At 71.4% G+C, this 15,912-nt stretch carries 12 protein-coding genes; 5 read left to right on the top strand and 7 right to left on the bottom strand.

Going from position 1 to position 15,912, the window contains the following annotated elements:
* Positions 1-21: 21 nt before the first annotated feature.
* Positions 22-882: an esterase/lipase family protein gene (locus tag ABD346_RS17125; protein ID WP_344375717.1), complete on the bottom strand. Its 861-nt coding sequence runs from the start codon at positions 880-882 to the stop codon at positions 22-24.
* A gap of 241 nt (positions 883-1,123) precedes the next feature.
* Positions 1,124-1,834 (bottom strand): TetR/AcrR family transcriptional regulator, encoded by a 711-nt coding sequence (locus tag ABD346_RS17120; RefSeq protein WP_344375715.1) that lies wholly within the window; start codon positions 1,832-1,834, stop codon positions 1,124-1,126.
* A 104-nt stretch (positions 1,835-1,938) separates the two neighbouring features.
* Between ABD346_RS17120 and ABD346_RS17115 the strand changes: the two genes are divergently transcribed.
* A complete protein-coding gene (locus tag ABD346_RS17115) occupies positions 1,939-2,739 on the top strand; it encodes an SDR family oxidoreductase (RefSeq protein ID WP_344375713.1) in 801 nt (266 codons plus the stop codon).
* A 389-nt stretch (positions 2,740-3,128) separates the two neighbouring features.
* The gene (locus ABD346_RS17110; RefSeq protein WP_344375711.1) at positions 3,129-3,809 is read left to right on the top strand and encodes a hypothetical protein; all 681 of its coding nucleotides are present in this window, start codon (positions 3,129-3,131) and stop codon (positions 3,807-3,809) included.
* Between the two features lie 102 nt (positions 3,810-3,911).
* Here the strand turns inward: ABD346_RS17110 and ABD346_RS17105 are convergent, their stop codons facing one another.
* From ABD346_RS17105 to ABD346_RS17095, 3 genes are all read right to left on the bottom strand, one after another.
* On the bottom strand, positions 3,912-4,883 hold the full coding sequence (locus tag ABD346_RS17105) for a DNA polymerase Y family protein (RefSeq protein ID WP_344375709.1): 972 nt from the start codon (positions 4,881-4,883) through the stop codon (positions 3,912-3,914).
* Positions 4,880-8,344 (bottom strand): DNA polymerase III subunit alpha, encoded by a 3,465-nt coding sequence (locus tag ABD346_RS17100; RefSeq protein ID WP_344375708.1) that lies wholly within the window; start codon positions 8,342-8,344, stop codon positions 4,880-4,882. Before ABD346_RS17100 ends, ABD346_RS17105 begins: the two co-directional genes overlap by 4 nt.
* 145 nt (positions 8,345-8,489) lie before the next feature.
* Positions 8,490-9,278, bottom strand: a complete 789-nt coding sequence (locus ABD346_RS17095; protein WP_344375706.1) for a VOC family protein — start codon at positions 9,276-9,278, stop codon at positions 8,490-8,492.
* 176 nt (positions 9,279-9,454) lie between these two features.
* Here ABD346_RS17095 and ABD346_RS17090 point away from each other — a divergent pair, with 176 nt between their 5' ends.
* Both ABD346_RS17090 and ABD346_RS17085 read left to right on the top strand, forming a co-directional pair.
* Positions 9,455-10,471 (top strand): ABC transporter permease, encoded by a 1,017-nt coding sequence (locus ABD346_RS17090; RefSeq protein ID WP_344375704.1) that lies wholly within the window; start codon positions 9,455-9,457, stop codon positions 10,469-10,471.
* On the top strand, positions 10,468-11,121 hold the full coding sequence (locus ABD346_RS17085) for an acetate uptake transporter (RefSeq protein WP_344375703.1): 654 nt from the start codon (positions 10,468-10,470) through the stop codon (positions 11,119-11,121). The genes ABD346_RS17090 and ABD346_RS17085 overlap by 4 nt, the downstream gene beginning before the upstream one ends.
* Positions 11,122-11,188: 67 nt before the next feature.
* Here ABD346_RS17085 and adhE read toward each other — a convergent pair whose 3' ends face one another.
* Both adhE and ABD346_RS17075 read right to left on the bottom strand, forming a co-directional pair.
* Complete coding sequence (gene adhE, locus ABD346_RS17080; RefSeq protein WP_344375701.1) at positions 11,189-13,810, bottom strand: bifunctional acetaldehyde-CoA/alcohol dehydrogenase; 2,622 nt, start codon at positions 13,808-13,810, stop codon at positions 11,189-11,191.
* Positions 13,811-14,030: 220 nt separating this feature from the next.
* Positions 14,031-14,894 carry a slipin family protein gene (locus tag ABD346_RS17075; RefSeq protein WP_344376255.1) on the bottom strand — a complete coding sequence of 288 codons (864 nt, stop codon included), beginning with the start codon at positions 14,892-14,894 and terminating at the stop codon, positions 14,031-14,033.
* A gap of 146 nt (positions 14,895-15,040) precedes the next feature.
* On the opposite strand from ABD346_RS17075, the gene ABD346_RS17070 reads away from it, so the two are divergent.
* The gene (locus ABD346_RS17070; RefSeq protein WP_344376254.1) at positions 15,041-15,907 is read left to right on the top strand and encodes an alpha/beta fold hydrolase; all 867 of its coding nucleotides are present in this window, start codon (positions 15,041-15,043) and stop codon (positions 15,905-15,907) included.
* Positions 15,908-15,912: the final 5 nt, after the last annotated feature.

Raw genomic sequence — 15,912 nt, 5'->3', positions numbered from 1 at the left:
ACGGTCGCACGGTCCGGCGGGTCAGCCGATGACGGATGCGCAGGTGGTGGGGGTGGCATGCGCCGGGTCCAGCGCGTTGGCCACCTCGTGATAGGCGACGCGGTCGGTGAGACCGATCGCCACGTGGTCGGAGAAGTCGAGTGCGCACTTGTCCTGAAGGAGGACGTTGTTCACGTCGGGACCGTCCAGGAACTGCGAGCGGTAGGGGGTGACCACCTCGTCGTACTGGGTCGCGATGACCGTGTAGTGCACTCCGGGGACGGTGTCGCCGCCCTGGTTCAGCTTGGTGACGAAGGGCGATCCGGCCATCTGGTCGGCGAGCCCCGGAGTGGCGAGCGTCAGCAGGTCCTGGGCTCCGGGGAAGTACGGCAGGAGCTGGGTCAGGCCGTCGAGGGTGGTGCCGTGGTTGTCGGGAGCGATCCCGACGAGGGCGTTGACCTTGGAGGCGCCGCCGAGGAACTTCAGGTACCAGCGCGGCATCATGCCGCCCTGCGAGTGGCCGACCAGATCGGCCTTGGGCGTGCCGGTCGCCGCGAGCACCTTGTCGACGAAGGTGGCGAGCTGGGCCGCGGACTTGTCGATGGGGCCGAGCCCGTCGAACAGGGGCACGCCGGGAAGCTGGCCGTAGTCGAGCGAGAAGACGCAGTACCCGCGGTTGACCAGATACGGGGCGAGGGCCAGCCAGTTGTCGGTGCCGTTGCCGAAGGTTCCGTGTACGAGGACGACGGGGCGGGGGTGGGCGGCGGACGGCTTGCAGGAGTAGTTGTTCCAGCCGCTGCTCGGCGCGGACTGGGCGTGCGCGGCGGTTGCCGGGACGAGCGAGGCCGCGGCGGCGAGCAACAGTGCCGACAGCGGTCTGAGCACACGTTTCCAGGGCAGCATCGGGTGATCTCCTTGCGGCTCAAGGGAGTTGCGATGGGGGATTCGCCCTGCGGCCCGGACCACAAGTGAGGTGCCGTACTGGGTGCGTACGGGGTGTGCTCACGCCAAATTACGCACGAGTAGCGTAGGAGTGAAGTTACGCGTCAGTAAAAAGTGTCGTGTCGCGGCGCAACGCCCTCACGTCGAGCCGGGCTCCCGGGCGCCGCCCGCTGTGCCGGTACGGCTCCGCAGGAGCCCGTCGTCAGCGTCGGCCCGCCGCCTCACTCCCGGGACGTCCGGGACGTCCGGGGTCTGCGGGGCTTCCGGCGCTTCCGGCGCTTCCGGCGCTTCCGAGCAGCGGCCCCAGCGCGGCGGCGATCTCCGCGGCGAGCGGCTCGTCGACCGGGGCGTGGCCGCTGAGCAGGCGGTACCACATCACGCCGAAGGCGAAGTCGACAGCGAGGTCCAGGGATGCGGCACCGTCCTGCCGCAACTGGCCGCGCTCAACGCCCCGTTCGAGGATCTCGCGCAGTGCCGCGCGGCGCGGGGCGATCACCTCCTCCTGCAGCCTGCGGGCGAGCGAGGCATCCGCCTGGGCGTCGGCCATCAGCCCGACCACGGCCCGGCCGGTGGCGCCACGGGTCAGCCGGAAGGTGTGGCCGAGCAGTTCCTCCACGTCGCGGTACACGTCCCCGGTGTCGGGAAACAGCTCGGCCGGGCTGCGGTGCGGGAGCTCGGTCAGCACTTCGAGCAGGACGTCCTGCTTCGTGGGCCACCAGCGGTAGACGGTCTGCCGGCCGACCTGGGCCTCGTCGGCGATGCCCTTGATCGTCAGTTCCTGGTAGCCGTCGCGCCGGCAGAGCTCGAGTGCGGCGTCGAGGACCGACCGCCTGGCCGTCTCGCTGCGGGGGCGCCCGCGGGGCGGGGAGCCGTCCGTGGACCCGCCCCCTGATCCGTTCTCGATTTTCTTCATGCGAGCAGTTTACAAGACACGATGCCTCGGAATACTCTTTACGAGGCAGTGAGCCTCGAAAAGCGTGAAGGCCCCCGCACGGGAGGGCCTGGAAGGACTGCACCATGAACGAGCGAGTTGTGATCGTCGGCGGCACCTCCGGAATCGGCCTGGCCACGGCGCGACACCAGCTGGGCGAGGGCCGGGACGTCGTCGTCACCGGCCGCAACCCCGAGCGACTGCGGGCCGCACTGGATGAACTGGCCGCGCTTTCAGGCACGTTGAGCACGTCTGGTGCGCCTGGTACGTCCGGTGCGCCTGGTATCCCTGGCGCGTCCGGAGCTCCGGGTGAGGTGAGCGGTGCGGTCGTGGACGCCCAGGACGAGGCGGCGACGCAGGAGTTCTTCGCGGGGCTCGGCCGGGTCGACCATGTGGTCGTCGCGGCGACCGGCTCCACGGCCGCCGGCCCGTTCCGCTCGGTGACGACGGACGCGCTGCGCCAGGCCACCGAGGGCAAGCTCATCGCCCACAGCCTCACCGCGCGGGCCGCGCTCGACGTCCTCTCCCCCACCGGGTCGATCACCTTCGTGACCGCCGCTTCGGCGGGCGCCGCGATGCCGGGCACGGCCGGCCTGGCCGCGGCCAACGCGTCGGTGGCCGCGATGGTCCCGGTGCTCGCGGTGGAGCTGGCCCCAATCCGCTTCAACGCGGTGTCGCCGGGAATAGTGGACACCCCTTGGTGGGACTGGATGGACGCGGACGCGAAGGCGGAGACGTTCGCCGCCTACGCCAAGTCCACCCCGGCCGGCCGCTGCGGCCACCCCGAGGACATCGCGGACGCGATCTCCTTCCTCCTGGGCAACAGCTTCACGACCGGCGTCGTACTGACGGTGGACGGGGGTGCGCGACTGGCTTCGGGGGCGTGAGCGGATGGGTTGGCGGGCCGGTTCGGGACAGGGCCGGTTCGGGACAGGGCCGGTTCGGGACAGGGCCGGTTCGGGACAGGGCTGGTTCGGGACAGGGCTGGTTCGGGGCAGGGCTGGTTCGGGGCAGGCCGGTTCGGACGGGGGGCCGTCGGGCAGGCGGGGTCGGCCCCTGGGCGCGCGAACCGCAGAGCAGGGGGCAGCCGGAGGAAGCACCGCCCGGAGCGCCGGGCGCGCGAGTCCCCAGTCGTCCGGATTCCTCTCAACTCCGGTTCACTTGTAGGGAGTTCGCAACGACACGCCCCCCGTTCGTCCCAGTCCGGCGACCGCACGCCGGGTACCACCTCCATCGCGGTACGTTCACGGCGAGTGCCAATGCCTTGGGGGGAACCATGCGCAAGATCCTGCTCGCGACCGCCGCCACCGCCTGTCTCGTCCTGACCGCCTGCAATCCCGGAGGCGGCGGGTCCGGCAACAAGCCGTCGGCCTCTCAGCCCGGCGGCGGGCAGCCGTCCGCCACCACACCCACGCCCGCCCGCACCCCCGGGAACGGCTCGGCCACGCCGGGTTCGGACCCCGGAGCCGGGCAGGCCTCGCTGGCTCTCGGTGTGCCGTCCCGGACCGTGGGGACCAAGCTCGTCGGCATCCTGGAGATCACACCCACGACCGTCGTCTACACCAGGGAGGGAGATGGAACGACCTCACGGTTCGGCACCTTCGTCGTCATCACCACCAAAGACGCCTCGCTGACGGCGAACGCCGCGGACGAGGAGCCCGCCGGCGCCAACGGGACCAAGGGCGGCTGGCGTTGGATCGCAGCCAACGGGCAGAGCGTCGCCGAGGGGAACGGCACCGCATACAAGGTCCTGGTAACCGGGTACAGCGGCGTCGGCAAGATCGAGCCGGGGACCTACCAGATGCGTTCCGAGGTCTTCGACCTGACACCGGAACAGGCCAAGGGAGGGGGCACGCTCGTCTACACGGACGCCACCAAGTCCGAGAACCGCTGGACGATCCCGCCGACCGACTCCGGGCCCCAGGTGGCCGACGTCAAGAAACGGCTGGCTTCCTGAACGCGGCTGCTCCCCGCGCCGAGGGGACCAGCGACCAAGCCCGAGCCTCCCGGGGAGGCACCCCCTGCCCCGACCCCGCACCCGCCCCCGACCCCGCCGGCCTCAGGCCGCGTCCGACAGGGTGCCCGGGACGATGGCCCGGGGGCCGAACCTGGCGCGGGCCCGGTCGGCCACCGCCTCGATGCGGCGGGCCCGCTCGTCCTCGGGGTCGAACGTCAGCTGGTGGGCGGCGCGTTCGGCCGGAGCCAGGCCCTCGGCCCGCAGCGAGATGCCTCGGACCCTGGCTCGTTGCAGGCCGAGCGCCGCGTGGAGGGCGTAGGCCACGTCGGCCAGGGCGGGTGAGTGGGCCGAGGGCTCGGTCAGGGTGCGGGTGCGGGTGGTGCTGGACCGGTCGGCGTAGCGCACGGTGAGGCTGAGCGAGCGGCACACCTGACCGGCGCCGCGCAGCCGGACGCCGAGTTCCTCGGCGAGGGAGAGCAGCGCCCGGCGGTGGCGCACCGGGTCCAACTCGTCGCGGGGGAAGGAACGTTCGGCGGCAAGGGACCGTGCGGAGGCGTTCGGGACCACGGGCGTGCGGTCGATGCCGCGGGCGTGCTCCTGGAGTTCGCGGCCCGGCCGGGCGCCGAGGATCCGCTGGACGGTGCCCGGCGGAGCGTCGGCGAGGCGCCCTGCCGTGTCGAGGCCGTACCCGCAGAGAGTGCGGGCGGTGGAGCGGCCTACGCCGTCCAGGGCACGGACCGGCTGCGCGGCGAGGAACCGGTCCACCTCGTCCGGGAGCACCGTGCGGGTCGTGCCGGGTCCGGCGTCCCGCGCCGCCATCCTGGCCAGCATCGGGTTGGGGGCCAGCCCGATCGCGCATTCCAGGCCGAAGTGGGCGAGCGCGCGGACCCGCAGGACGGCGGCGAGCTGCCCGGCGTCCTGGCCGAAGTACTTCTCGGCGCCGGCCAGGTCGGCGAGGAGGCCGTCGGGCGGGAGTGCCTGGACGACCGGGGTGAGGCCCTCGGCCAGCGCGATCAGGGCGGGCAGCGCCGCTTCGTACATCGGAGGGAGGTGGAAACGTGCACAGAGGATCATCCCGCGCTCCCCGGGCTCGAATGCCACAACTTCCGCCCGGTGGCGGCCCGTTCACCGGCAGGCTGCAGGTCGGCCCAGGGGTTCAGTTCGTAGCCGGTGGACAGGTGGATGCGGCGGCCGTTGTCGGCGGAGCTCTCGGCCGCGGTCCCGGCTGTGTCTTCGGTCGTGGATCCGGGCGCCTCGACCGGTTCGGGTGGGGTCGCGAGGCGGGAGGAGACCGCGTCCAGGCCGCCCTCGCGGCGCAGTTCGACGAGCTCGGCGAGGTTCCAGGCGCGCGAGCCGACGACGCTGAGGCTGCGCGGGCCGCGTCGCTGCACCACGCCCCGTACGAGGAGCAGCCAGGAGTGGAAGACGGTGTAGGCGCAGGCGTCGTGGCTGTCGTCGAAGAAGGCCAGGTCCACGAGGCCCGTGCCGTCGTCCAGGGTGCTGAAGACGACGCGCTTGCCGGAGCGGATCGGCGGGGTCTGGGTGGCCGCCTTGGCGCCCGCGACCAGGACGGTCCGGCCGTGCTCGGCGTCGCGCAGCCGCTTGGCGGAGACGACGCCGAGTTCGTTCAGGAACGCCGTGTGGTCCTCCATCAGGTGGCGGGAGGCGTCCATGCCGAGGATGCCGAGTTCGGCACTGAGCCGTTCCGCGTCGTCCAGGTCGGGCAGTCCGGCGCGGGCCGTCGACGTGCCGCCGTCCAGCGGGAGCTGGCCGCCCGCGGCGCGGCGGGCGCCGTGGAGTTCGGAGAGGTGGAGCAGCAGGTCGCGCCGGTTGGCGCCGAACGCGTCGAGCGCGCCGATCTGGGCGAGCCGTTCGGCGACCGGGCGGCCGGGCCTGGCCCGTTGCCAGAAGTCGCGCAGCGAGGCGTAGGGCCGGCCGGCCTCGATGCGTGCGCTCTCGGCCTCGCTGATTCCGTGGACGTCGGAGAGCGCGAGCCGCACCCCCCAGTTACCGGACACCAGTTCGATTCTGTGTGCGACCGAGGACCGGTTGACATCCACCGGCAGGATCGGCACCCCGCGCCTTCGCGCGTCCGCAAGCAGCAGGCGCTTGGGGTACATCCCGGGGTCGTGGGTGAGCAGTCCGGCGTAGAAGGCGGCCGGGTGGTGCGCCTTGAGCCAGGCCGACTGGTAGGTGGGCACGGCGAAGGCGACGGCGTGCGCCTTGCAGAAGCCGTACGACCCGAAGGCCTCGACGATCTCCCAGGTGCGGGCGATCACCTCGGGCGAGTAGCCGCGCTCTTCGGCGCGCTGGGCGAACCAGACCTTGATGCGGGCCTGCGACTCCGGGTCGGAGAGCCCGCGCCGCACCCGGTCGGCCTCGCCCCGGCCGCAGCCGGTCATGATGTTCACCATCTCGATGATCTGCTCGTGGAAGACGACCACCCCGTAGGTGTCGCGCAGCGCGTCCGCCAGGTCGGGGTGCGGGAAGCGGACCGGGGCGCGGCCGTGCCGGGCCTCGATGAACGGGCGCACCATGTCGGCCGCGACCGGCCCTGGGCGGAACAGCGAGATGTCGACGACGAGATCGTGGAAGGTCGACGGCTGGAGCCGCCCGACCAGGTCGCGCTGGCCCGGCGACTCGATCTGGAAACAGCCCAGCGTCTCGGTGGATCTGATGAGTCGGTACGTCTCGGCGTCGCCCGGCGGGACCTGTGCCGGGTCGTCGATGTCGAGTTCCTCGCCCGTGGCCCGGCCGATCTCGGCGACCGCGTGGGCCATCGCGGACTGCATCCGCACGCCCAGGACGTCCAGCTTGAGCAGCCCGAGGTCCTCCACGTCCTCCTTGTCGAACTGGGACATCGGAAACCCCTCGCCGCTGGTGGGCATCACGGGGGTGCGGCGCAGCAGGGAGGCGTCCGAGAGGAGCACTCCGCACGGGTGCATGGCGATGCCGCGCGGCAGGGCGTCCAGGGCCTCGACGAGTTCCCAGAGCTTGCCGTACTGGTCCATCTCGCCTGCCAGGGCCCGCAGTTCGGGGAGTTCGTTCAGCGCTGCGCGGGCGTCGCGGGCCCGGATGTGCGGGAAGGACTTGGCGATCCTGTCGGTCACGGCGGGGTCCATGGACAGGGCGGCGCCCACGTCCCGGATGGCGTGCCGCACCCGGTAGGTCTCGGGCATGGCGACGGTGGCGACCCGCTCGGTGCCGAAGCGGTCGATGATCGCGCGGTAGACGTCGAGCCGGCGGGCGGACTCCACGTCGATGTCGATGTCGGGCAGCACCGGCCGCCGCTCGGACAGGAAGCGCTCCATGAGGAGCCCGTTCTCGACGGGGTCGGCGTGTGCGATGCCCAGGAGGTGGTTGACGAGCGAGCCAGCGCCGGAGCCGCGCGCGGCCACCCGGATGCCCATCTCCCGTACGTCGTCGACGACTTGGGCGACGGTGAGGAAGTAGGAGGCGTATCCCCAGTGCGCGATGATGTCCAACTCGTGATGCATCCGCTCCCAGTACGCGCGCCGGCCCGCATAGCCGCGCAGGACCATGCCGGCCGCGGCCCGCGAGGCGAGGACCCGTTGCGGAGCGCGGTGGGCGGCGCCGACGAGGTACGGCTCGGGGTAGCTGGCGGTGCCCATGCCGAGGTCGTCCTGGGGGTCGACGAGGCACTCGGCGGCGGTCTGTTCGGTCATGGCGAGCAGCCGGTGGGCCACGTCGCGGCGCCATCCGGCCGCCTCGGCGACCCGCTCGGCGATCTTGAACATGGCGTCCGGGTCCTTGAGCCAGCGCTCGCCGCTGTCGAACGGCGCCCGCACCGGCACCAGGCGCCGCGCCGCGTCCAGGACGTCGGCGACCTGGCCCTGCCCGGGGTCGGCGTAGCGCGCGGCGTTGGTCAGTACGGCTTGCACGCCCTGTTCGGCGGCGAAGCCGACGGTGCGCGCGGCGAGCCGGAGCGATCCCGGGCCGGTCCCCCTGAGTCCGTGGTGGACGGCTTCGAGGCGGAGCGCGTCGCCGTAGATCTCCCGCCAGGGCGCGAGCAGTTTCGCGGCCCGGTCGGGGCGGCCCGCGCCGAGCGCGCGGCCGATCTCGGAGGCCGGGCCGAGCAGCACGGTGAGTCCTTCGGCGGGCAGCTCGGCGCGGGGCAGCAGCGGGCGGCCCTCGGCGGTGTGCGCGGCACTGACCAGGCGGCAGAGCTCGGCCCAGCCGGCCGCGCCGTCACGCGCGAGGAAGGTGACCCGGGGGGCGGACTCGTCGACGAACGCACCGCCCCGTACGGGCGTGCGCCGACGGGCCTGCCCCCGGGCGGGGCCGGTTTCCCCGAGGTGTTCCGGCACGGCGAGATCGGCGCCGAACAGCGGCCGGATCCCCGCCTCGGCGCAGGCCTTGGCGAAGCGGACCGTGCCCGCGAGGGTGTCCCGGTCGGTCAGTGCGAGGGCGTCCATGCCGCGTTCGACGGCACGTTCGGCCAGCCGCTCCGGGTGGGAAGCCCCGTACCGCAGGGAGAATCCCGAAACGGTGTGCAGATGCGTGAAACCGGGCATCCGCACCTCCTACCAATCCGTTCTCACCTCCCCCTCCCTTCCACCATAGACCAGTTCGAACGCACATGCGAAACACGTGTTCGAATACCTTGCCGGATGCCTGTCGGAACGGTCCGCCCGGCATCCGGCGGGCATTCCGGGAACGTCAGGCCGTGGCGCTCTTGATCACCGCGAACGGGGCGCCGAACGGGTCGAGCATCATCGCGAACCGCCCCACGCCCTCGCCGTCGGTGGCCGGGATGATGACGGTCGCGCCGAGCTCCTGGGCCTTGGCCACCGTGGCGTCGCAGTCCTCGACCTCGACGTACGGGTGCCATTCGGAGGTCGAGCCGGCGTCCCGGTTCTCCTGCGGCAGCTCCATGAGGCCGCCGTGCATGGTCTGCTCGCCGCCGCCGGCCGGTCCGGCGATGGAGTAGACGATGCCGCCACCCATGGGCATGTCCCGGGTCTCCCACGACAGGACGCTGCCGTAGAACGCCTTCGCGGCCGCGGCGTCGGTGGTGTACAGCTCGATCCAGCTGACGCTGCCGGGGTCGTTGACGAGTTCCAGGCCGTCCGTGTCTCCGGGCTCCCACACGGCGAAGTCGGCGCCCGTGGGGTCGGTGAAGGCGGCCATCCGCCCGGCCGTGAAGACCTGCGACGGCGGGACGCGGACCGAGCCGCCCGCCTGCTCGACGGACTTGGCGGTGGCGTCGGCGTCCACGGTGCGGAAGTACACCGTCCAGGCCGAGCTCGCGCCCTCCTCGGTCAGCGGGCCGGCGGCGCCCACCGTCCTGCCGTCCTTCTGGAAGAAGCCGTAGCCCCCGGCCTCCGGTCCCGCGGACTGGAACTGCCAGCCGAACAGGCCGGTGTAGAAGGCGACGGCCGCGTCGATGTCGGGGGTCCCCAGGTCGAGCCAGTTCAGCCCGCCCGGTACCTGTGTGGAGGTCAGCATGGAGGTGCTCCTGTCGCGTGCGTCGTCCGCCCCGGAACGACCGCCCCGGGAACCTGACTCCAGCGTGGCAGCGGGCGCCTCCCGCCGACAGCCGAACGCCTCGGGTCAGGCACCGGCTCTAAGCCATTCGGCCCGCACCGACTGCGTGAACGCGCGGTGCGGCAGAGCGTAGGGGCATGACTTTCGTCGACGAGGTGAAGAGCGCCGTCACCGTGCGGGCCGCCCTGCTGGTCATCGGCGTACTGGGCCTGATGGTCGCTTTCATCGCGTCCTACGCAGGCGCCTTCCACCATCCGAAACCGAAGGACATCCCCTTCGCCCTGGTCGCGCCCGCGCAGGTCAGCGGGCAGCTCGCCCAGCAGCTGGGCGAGCTGCCCGGCAATCCGCTGGACGTACGGACGGCCAAGGACGAGGCCGACGCCACCCGGCAGTTGCGCGACCGCAGCGTCGACGGGGTCCTGGTCGTCGACCCGCGGGGCACCACCGACAGGCTGCTCGTGGCGAGCGGCGGCGGGGCCTCCCTCGCGCAGGCCGTGGAGGCGATCGCGACGGGAGCCGAGAAGGCGCAGCAGCGCACCGTGACGGTGGTCGACGTCGCCCCCGCCTCCGCGGGCGACTCCCGCACCCTGTCCTCGTTCTACCTCGTCGTCGGCTGGTGCGTGGGCGGCTATCTGTGCGCCGCGATCCTGGCGATCAGCGCGGGCGCCCGGCCCGCCAACACCCACCGGGCGCTGATCCGGCTCGGGGTGCTCGCGGTGTACGCGATCGCCGCGGGACTGCTCGGCTCGCTCATCATCGGGCCGGTGCTCGGCGCGCTGCCGGGCAGCTACATCGGGCTCGCCGGGCTCGGCGCCCTGGTCGTGTTCGCGGTGGGGGCGACGACCCTCGCCTTCCAGGGGCTCGCCGGGGTCGTCGGCATCGGCCTGGCGATCCTGGTCATTGTCGTCCTCGGCAATCCGAGCGCGGGCGGCGCCTATCCGTATCCGCTGCTCCCGCCGTTCTGGCGGACGATCGGACCCGGGCTGCCACCGGGCGCGGGCACCTGGGCCGCCCGCTCCATCGCGTACTTCAAGGGCGAGTCGATCAGCGGCCCGCTCCAGGTGCTCTCGATCTGGGCGCTGCTCGGCGCCATCATCACGGTGGTCCTCGCCGGGCTGAACCAGGACCGCGGCGAGAAGCCGACGGGCGCATGACCGTCCCCCGCCGCTCCGGCCCGGCCGAACAGGCCTTCTCCGTACGGCGGATGGAGCCGAGCGCGCAGGCCCAGCTCGGTGCGCTCGGCCTGACCGGGTTCATCGTGGTCACCACCATCGCCACCGGCATCGACGCGGGGATCTTCCCCGAGAAGCTCTCGGCATCCGTGCTTCCGCTGGTCGGGTTCTTCATCGGCGGCCTCGCCCAGCTGCTCGCCGGTCTCTTCCAGGCCCAGCGCGGCGACACCTGGCACGCCACGGTCTTCGGCGGCTTCGGGGTGTTCTGGATGTCGAAGGCCCTGATGCTCCAATGGGTGCTGCCGGGCCTCGATCCGTCGCTGCGCGGTGACGCGATGGGGCTTTTCACGCTGCCCTGGGTGTTCGTGGTGTTCGTCCTGTGGCTGGGCAGCTGGCGCATCCATCTGGCGCTGCTCTCGACGTTCACCTGCGTACTGGTCGTGTTCGTCGGGCTCGTCTGCATCGGCTTCACGGGGGAGGTGATCTGGACCCGGATCACCGGGTGGGCCGGTCTGTGTGCGGCGCTCGGGGCGACCTACATCCTCGCGGGCCAGATCCTCGCCTCGACGTGGGGCCGCCCGGTCCTTCCGATGGGCCGCTTCCTTTCGCCGCTCGAACGCCAGGAGGCGTGAGGCGCCCGACCGTCCGCAGACGGGGAACAGGGCCGCCCCGCACGGGACGGCCCTGCCGGTGAGGGGCCTACTTGCCGTAGTACGCCCGGGTCATGAGCTCCTTCATGTCATCGATCATCGGCATCCGCGGGTTGGCCGGGGCGCACTGGTCGGCGTAGGCGTTCATCGCCTGGACCGGCAGGGCCTCGATGAAGGCGGTCTCGTCCACGCCCTCCTCCTGGAAGGAGGCGGGGATGCCGCACTTGGCGCGCAGTTCCTCGACCGCGCGGGCGTAGGACTCGACGCCCTCCTCGGGGGTCGCGGCCGGCAGGCCGAGCATCTTCGCGATCTCCTGGAAGCGCTCCGGGGCCCGGTAGACCTCGGCCTTCGGCCACGGCGTCGCCTTGCCGGAGACCTGGCCGTTGTGCCGGATGACGTGCGGCAGGAGCAGCGCGTTGGTGCGGCCGTGGGCGACGTGGAAGGTGTTGCCGAGGGTGTGTGCCATGGCGTGTACGAGGCCGAGGAAGGCGTTCGCGAAGGCCATGCCCGCCACGGTCGAGGCGTTGTGCATCTTCTCGCGGGCCTCGGGGTCGCCCGCCCCGTGGACCACGCAGCGTTCCAGGTTCTCGAAGATCAGCTTGATGGCCTGGAGGCAGAGGCCGTCGGTGTAGTCGTTGGAGTAGACCGAGACGTACGCCTCGGTGGCGTGGGTCAGGGCGTCGAAGCCGGAGTCGGCGGTGACGGTGGCGGGCAGGCCCATCGGGAGCATCGGGTCGACGATCGCGACGTTCGGGGTCAGCGCGTAGTCGGCGAGCGGGTACTTCTGGGCGGCCTGCGGGTCGGAGATGACCGCGAACGGGGTGACCTCGCTGCCGGTTCCCGATGTGGTCGGGACGGCGACCAGCCGGGCCTTCTCGCCGAGTGCCGGGAACGTGTAGGCGCGCTTGAGGATGTCGAAGAACTTCTCCTTCGTGTCCGCGAATTCGATCTCCGGGTGCTCGTACATCAGCCACATGATCTTGGCCGCGTCCATGACCGAGCCGCCGCCGAGCGCGACGATCGTGTCCGGCCCGAAGTCGCGCATCAGCGCGGCGCCCGCCTGGACCGTCGCCAGCTCCGGGTTGGGCTCGACGTCGTCGATGACCTGGAGGACGACCGGGCCGGGGCGCGCCTGGAGGATGTCGCTGATCCTCTGGACGAAGCCGAGCCTGCCCATCGTCTTGTCGGTGACGATCGTGACCCGCTCCAGGCCGTCCATCTCGCCGAGGTAGCGGATGGAGTTGCGCTCGAAGTAGATCTTCGGGGGGACCTTGAACCACTGCATGTTGTTGTTGCGCCGTCCGATCCGCTTGACGTTGACCAGGTTGACCGCGGAGACGTTGTTGGATACCGAGTTGCGGCCGTAGGAGCCGCAGCCGAGGGTGAGGGAGGGCAGGAAGGCGTTGTAGACGTCGCCGATGCCGCCGAAGGTGGAGGGCGCGTTCACGATCACGCGGATCGCCTTGACCCGCCGGCCGAACTCCTCGGCGAGCTCGTCGTCCTCGGTGTGGATGGCGGCGCTGTGGCCCAGGCCGTGGAACTCGACCATCTGCGCCGAGAGCTGGAGGCCGTGCTCGGTGGAGTCGGCCTTCAGAACGGCCAGGATCGGGGACAGCTTCTCGCGGGTGAGCGGCTCGCCCTCGCCGACCTCCGCGCACTCGGCGAGAAGGACCGAGGTGGTCTCCGGCACCTCGAAGCCGGCCTGTTCGGCGATCCACTGCGGCGACTTGCCGACGACCGAGGCATTGAGCTTCGCGCCCGCGCAGTTGGCGGCGAAGGCGGTCGTGCCGAAGACGAACTCCTCCAGCTTGGTCTTCTCGGCCGCGCTCAGGACGTACGCGCCGAGCCGCCCGAACTCCGCCAGGCCCCGCTCGTACACCTCCTCGTCGAGGATGACGGCCTGCTCGGAGGCGCAGATCATGCCGTGGTCGAAGGACTTCGACAGGACGATGTCGTGCACGGCCCGGCCGAGCTTGCCGCTCCTGGTGACGTACGCCGGGACGTTGCCCGCGCCGACGCCGAGCGCGGGCTTGCCGCACGAGTAGGCGGCCTCGACCATCGCGTTGCCGCCGGTGGCGAGGATGGTGGAGACGCCCTGATGGTGCATCAGCAGGCCGGTGGCCTCCATCGACGGCTCGGCGATCCACTGCACACAGCCCTCGGGCGCCCCGGCCTCGACGGCCGCGTCCCGCACCACGCGGGCGGCCGCGGCCGAGCAGTTCTGCGCGGAGGGGTGGAAGGCGAAGACGATCGGGTTACGGGTCTTCAGCGCGATCAGCGCCTTGAAGACGGTGGTCGAGGTGGGGTTGGTGACCGGGGTCATCGCGCAGATGACGCCGACCGGTTCGGCGATCTCGGTGATGCCGTTCAGCTCGTCGCGCCCGATGACGCCCGCGGTCTTCAGGCCGCGCAGCGAGTTGACGACGTGTTCGCAGGCGAAGAGGTTCTTGACGGCCTTGTCCTCGAAGAGGCCGCGGCCGGTCTCCTCGACGGCGAGGCGGGCCAGTTCGCCGTGCTCGCTCAGCGCGGCCAGGGAGGCCTTCTTGACGATGTGGTCGACCTGCTCCTGGGTGAACGTCTCGAACCGGCTCAGAGCCGAAAGAGCCCCTTGCACCAGTTGGTCGACCATGACCTCGGCGGTCGTGACGTTCTCGGCGTTCTTGGCCTCCATGGCAGGAACTCCTTCTTGTCGAGCGCTACCTGCGTCGCGAGCGTTGCGATGCCTCTTCCGATGCCTCCATTCGACACCTGTTCACCGCGCTCGCGGGCCCGACAAAGCCCTGTTCCCGAGGGTCCAATGCCCCTTCACATGACCGGACGTCACAAAAAATGCACCACTGACCTGCGCAGATACATAAGGACTTTCGCCCCATGCGCGCTTGTGAAAGCTTTCACAAGTTTTCCGGCGGGGTACTGCTGCCCTCCCCCGGGATCTCCGAATGCGCCTGCGCCGGAGGAACCTCCGGTGCGGCCGGCGCCGCCGGCTCCGCGGGCAAAGGGGCCGCGCGTTCCAGGAACCTCAACAGCTCGACCGGGAACGGAAGCACCAGCGTCGAGTTCTTCTCGGCGGCCACCGCCACCACGGTCTGCAGCAGCCTCAGCTGGAGGGCGGCCGGCTGCTCCGACATCACGCCCGCCGCCTCGGCCAGCTTCTTCGAGGCCTGGAGCTCGGCGTCCGCGTTGATGACCCGGGCCCGCCGCTCGCGGTCGGCCTCCGCCTGGCGGGCCATCGAGCGCTTCATCGTCTCCGGGAGCGACACGTCCTTGATCTCGACGCGGTCGATCTGCACGCCCCAGCCGATGGCCGGGCTGTCGATCATCAACTCCAGGCCCTGGTTGAGCTTCTCGCGGTTCGACAGGAGGTCGTCGAGATCGCTCTTGCCGATGATCGAACGCAGCGAGGTCTGCGCCATCTGCGAGACCGCGAACTGGTAGTCCTCGACCTGGACGACCGCGTCCGCCGGGTCGATCACCTTGAAGTAGATCACCGCGTCCACCCGGACCGTGACGTTGTCCCGCGTGATGCCGTCCTGCGCGGGCACCGGCATCGTCACGATCTGCATGTTCACTTTCCGCAGCCGGTCGACGAACGGAAGGATCATCGTGAAGCCCGGCCCGCGCACCGAATCCGTCAGCCTGCCGAGCCGGAAGACCACTCCCCGCTCGTACTGCTTGACGACCCGCGCCGCCGCCAGCGCATAGACGACACCGGCGGAACCCACGGCGATGCCCGCCGCCACCAGCTCCTCGACCATCACGGCCCCCAAGGGTCCGAATCGGACGTGTACCTCGACGGTAACTCCGCATCTCCCGCAAAGGGAGACCCCGTCCGGACCCCGCCGCGGGAGTAGGCTGCGGCCGGATGGCGGGCTACCGGGTGAGGCCGGGTGAGGGGGCCACGGTGCGGGACCGGGTGCGCACGGCCGACGGGCGGATTCTCACGGTGGAACAGTTCGGGGACCCGCTGGGCAGCCCGGTGTTCCTGCTGCACGGCACGCCCGGCAGCAGGCTGGGCCCCGCGCCCCGCAGCATGGTGCTCTACCACCGCCGCATGCAGGTCATCGCCTACGACCGGCCCGGCTACGGCGACTCCGACCGGCTCAAGGGGCGCCGGGTCGCCGACGCCGCGCAGGACGTCGAGGCGATAGCGGACCGTTACGGGTTCGCACGCTTCGCGGTCGTCGGCCGCTCCGGGGGCGCCCCGCACGCGCTCGCCTGTGCCGCGCTGCTGCCCGAGCGGGTCACGCGGGCCGCCGCCCTGGTCACCCTGGCGCCGCCGGACGCCGACGGGCTCGACTGGTTCGAGGGCATGGCCGCCTCCAACGTCCTCGCCTACACGACGGGCGCCGCCGACCCGGACGAGATGGCCGCGCACTTCATCGCGCGCTCGGCACGCATCCGCGAGAATCCGGTGCAGCTCCTCGACGACCTGCGCAAGGAGCTCACCCACGCCGACCGGATGGTGGTCAAGGACGCCGGGGTCCGCTCGATGCTGCTGCGCAACTACCGGGAGGCGCTGAGGACTTCGGCGTACGGCTGGATCGACGACGCGCTCGCGTTCTGCAACCCGTGGGGGTTCGACCCGGCGACGATCCCCGGTGACGTCCTGCTGTGGCACGGCGAGCAGGACGTGTTCTCGCCCGTCGGCCACTACCACTGGCTGGCCGGGCGCATTCCGGGCGTGACGGCCGTCCTGGAGCCGGCCGCCGCCCACTTCGACGCCCTGCACGCGCTGCCCCGGGTGCTGCGCTGGCTCATCCAGGAGTGAGCCGA

Origin of the sequence: Streptomyces mauvecolor (genome assembly GCF_039532965.1) — a bacterium.
Taxonomy (GTDB): Bacteria; Actinomycetota; Actinomycetes; order Streptomycetales; family Streptomycetaceae; genus Streptomyces; species Streptomyces violascens.
Note: the sequence above shows the minus strand (reverse complement) of the source record. Positions and strands in the feature narration are given on the sequence as shown.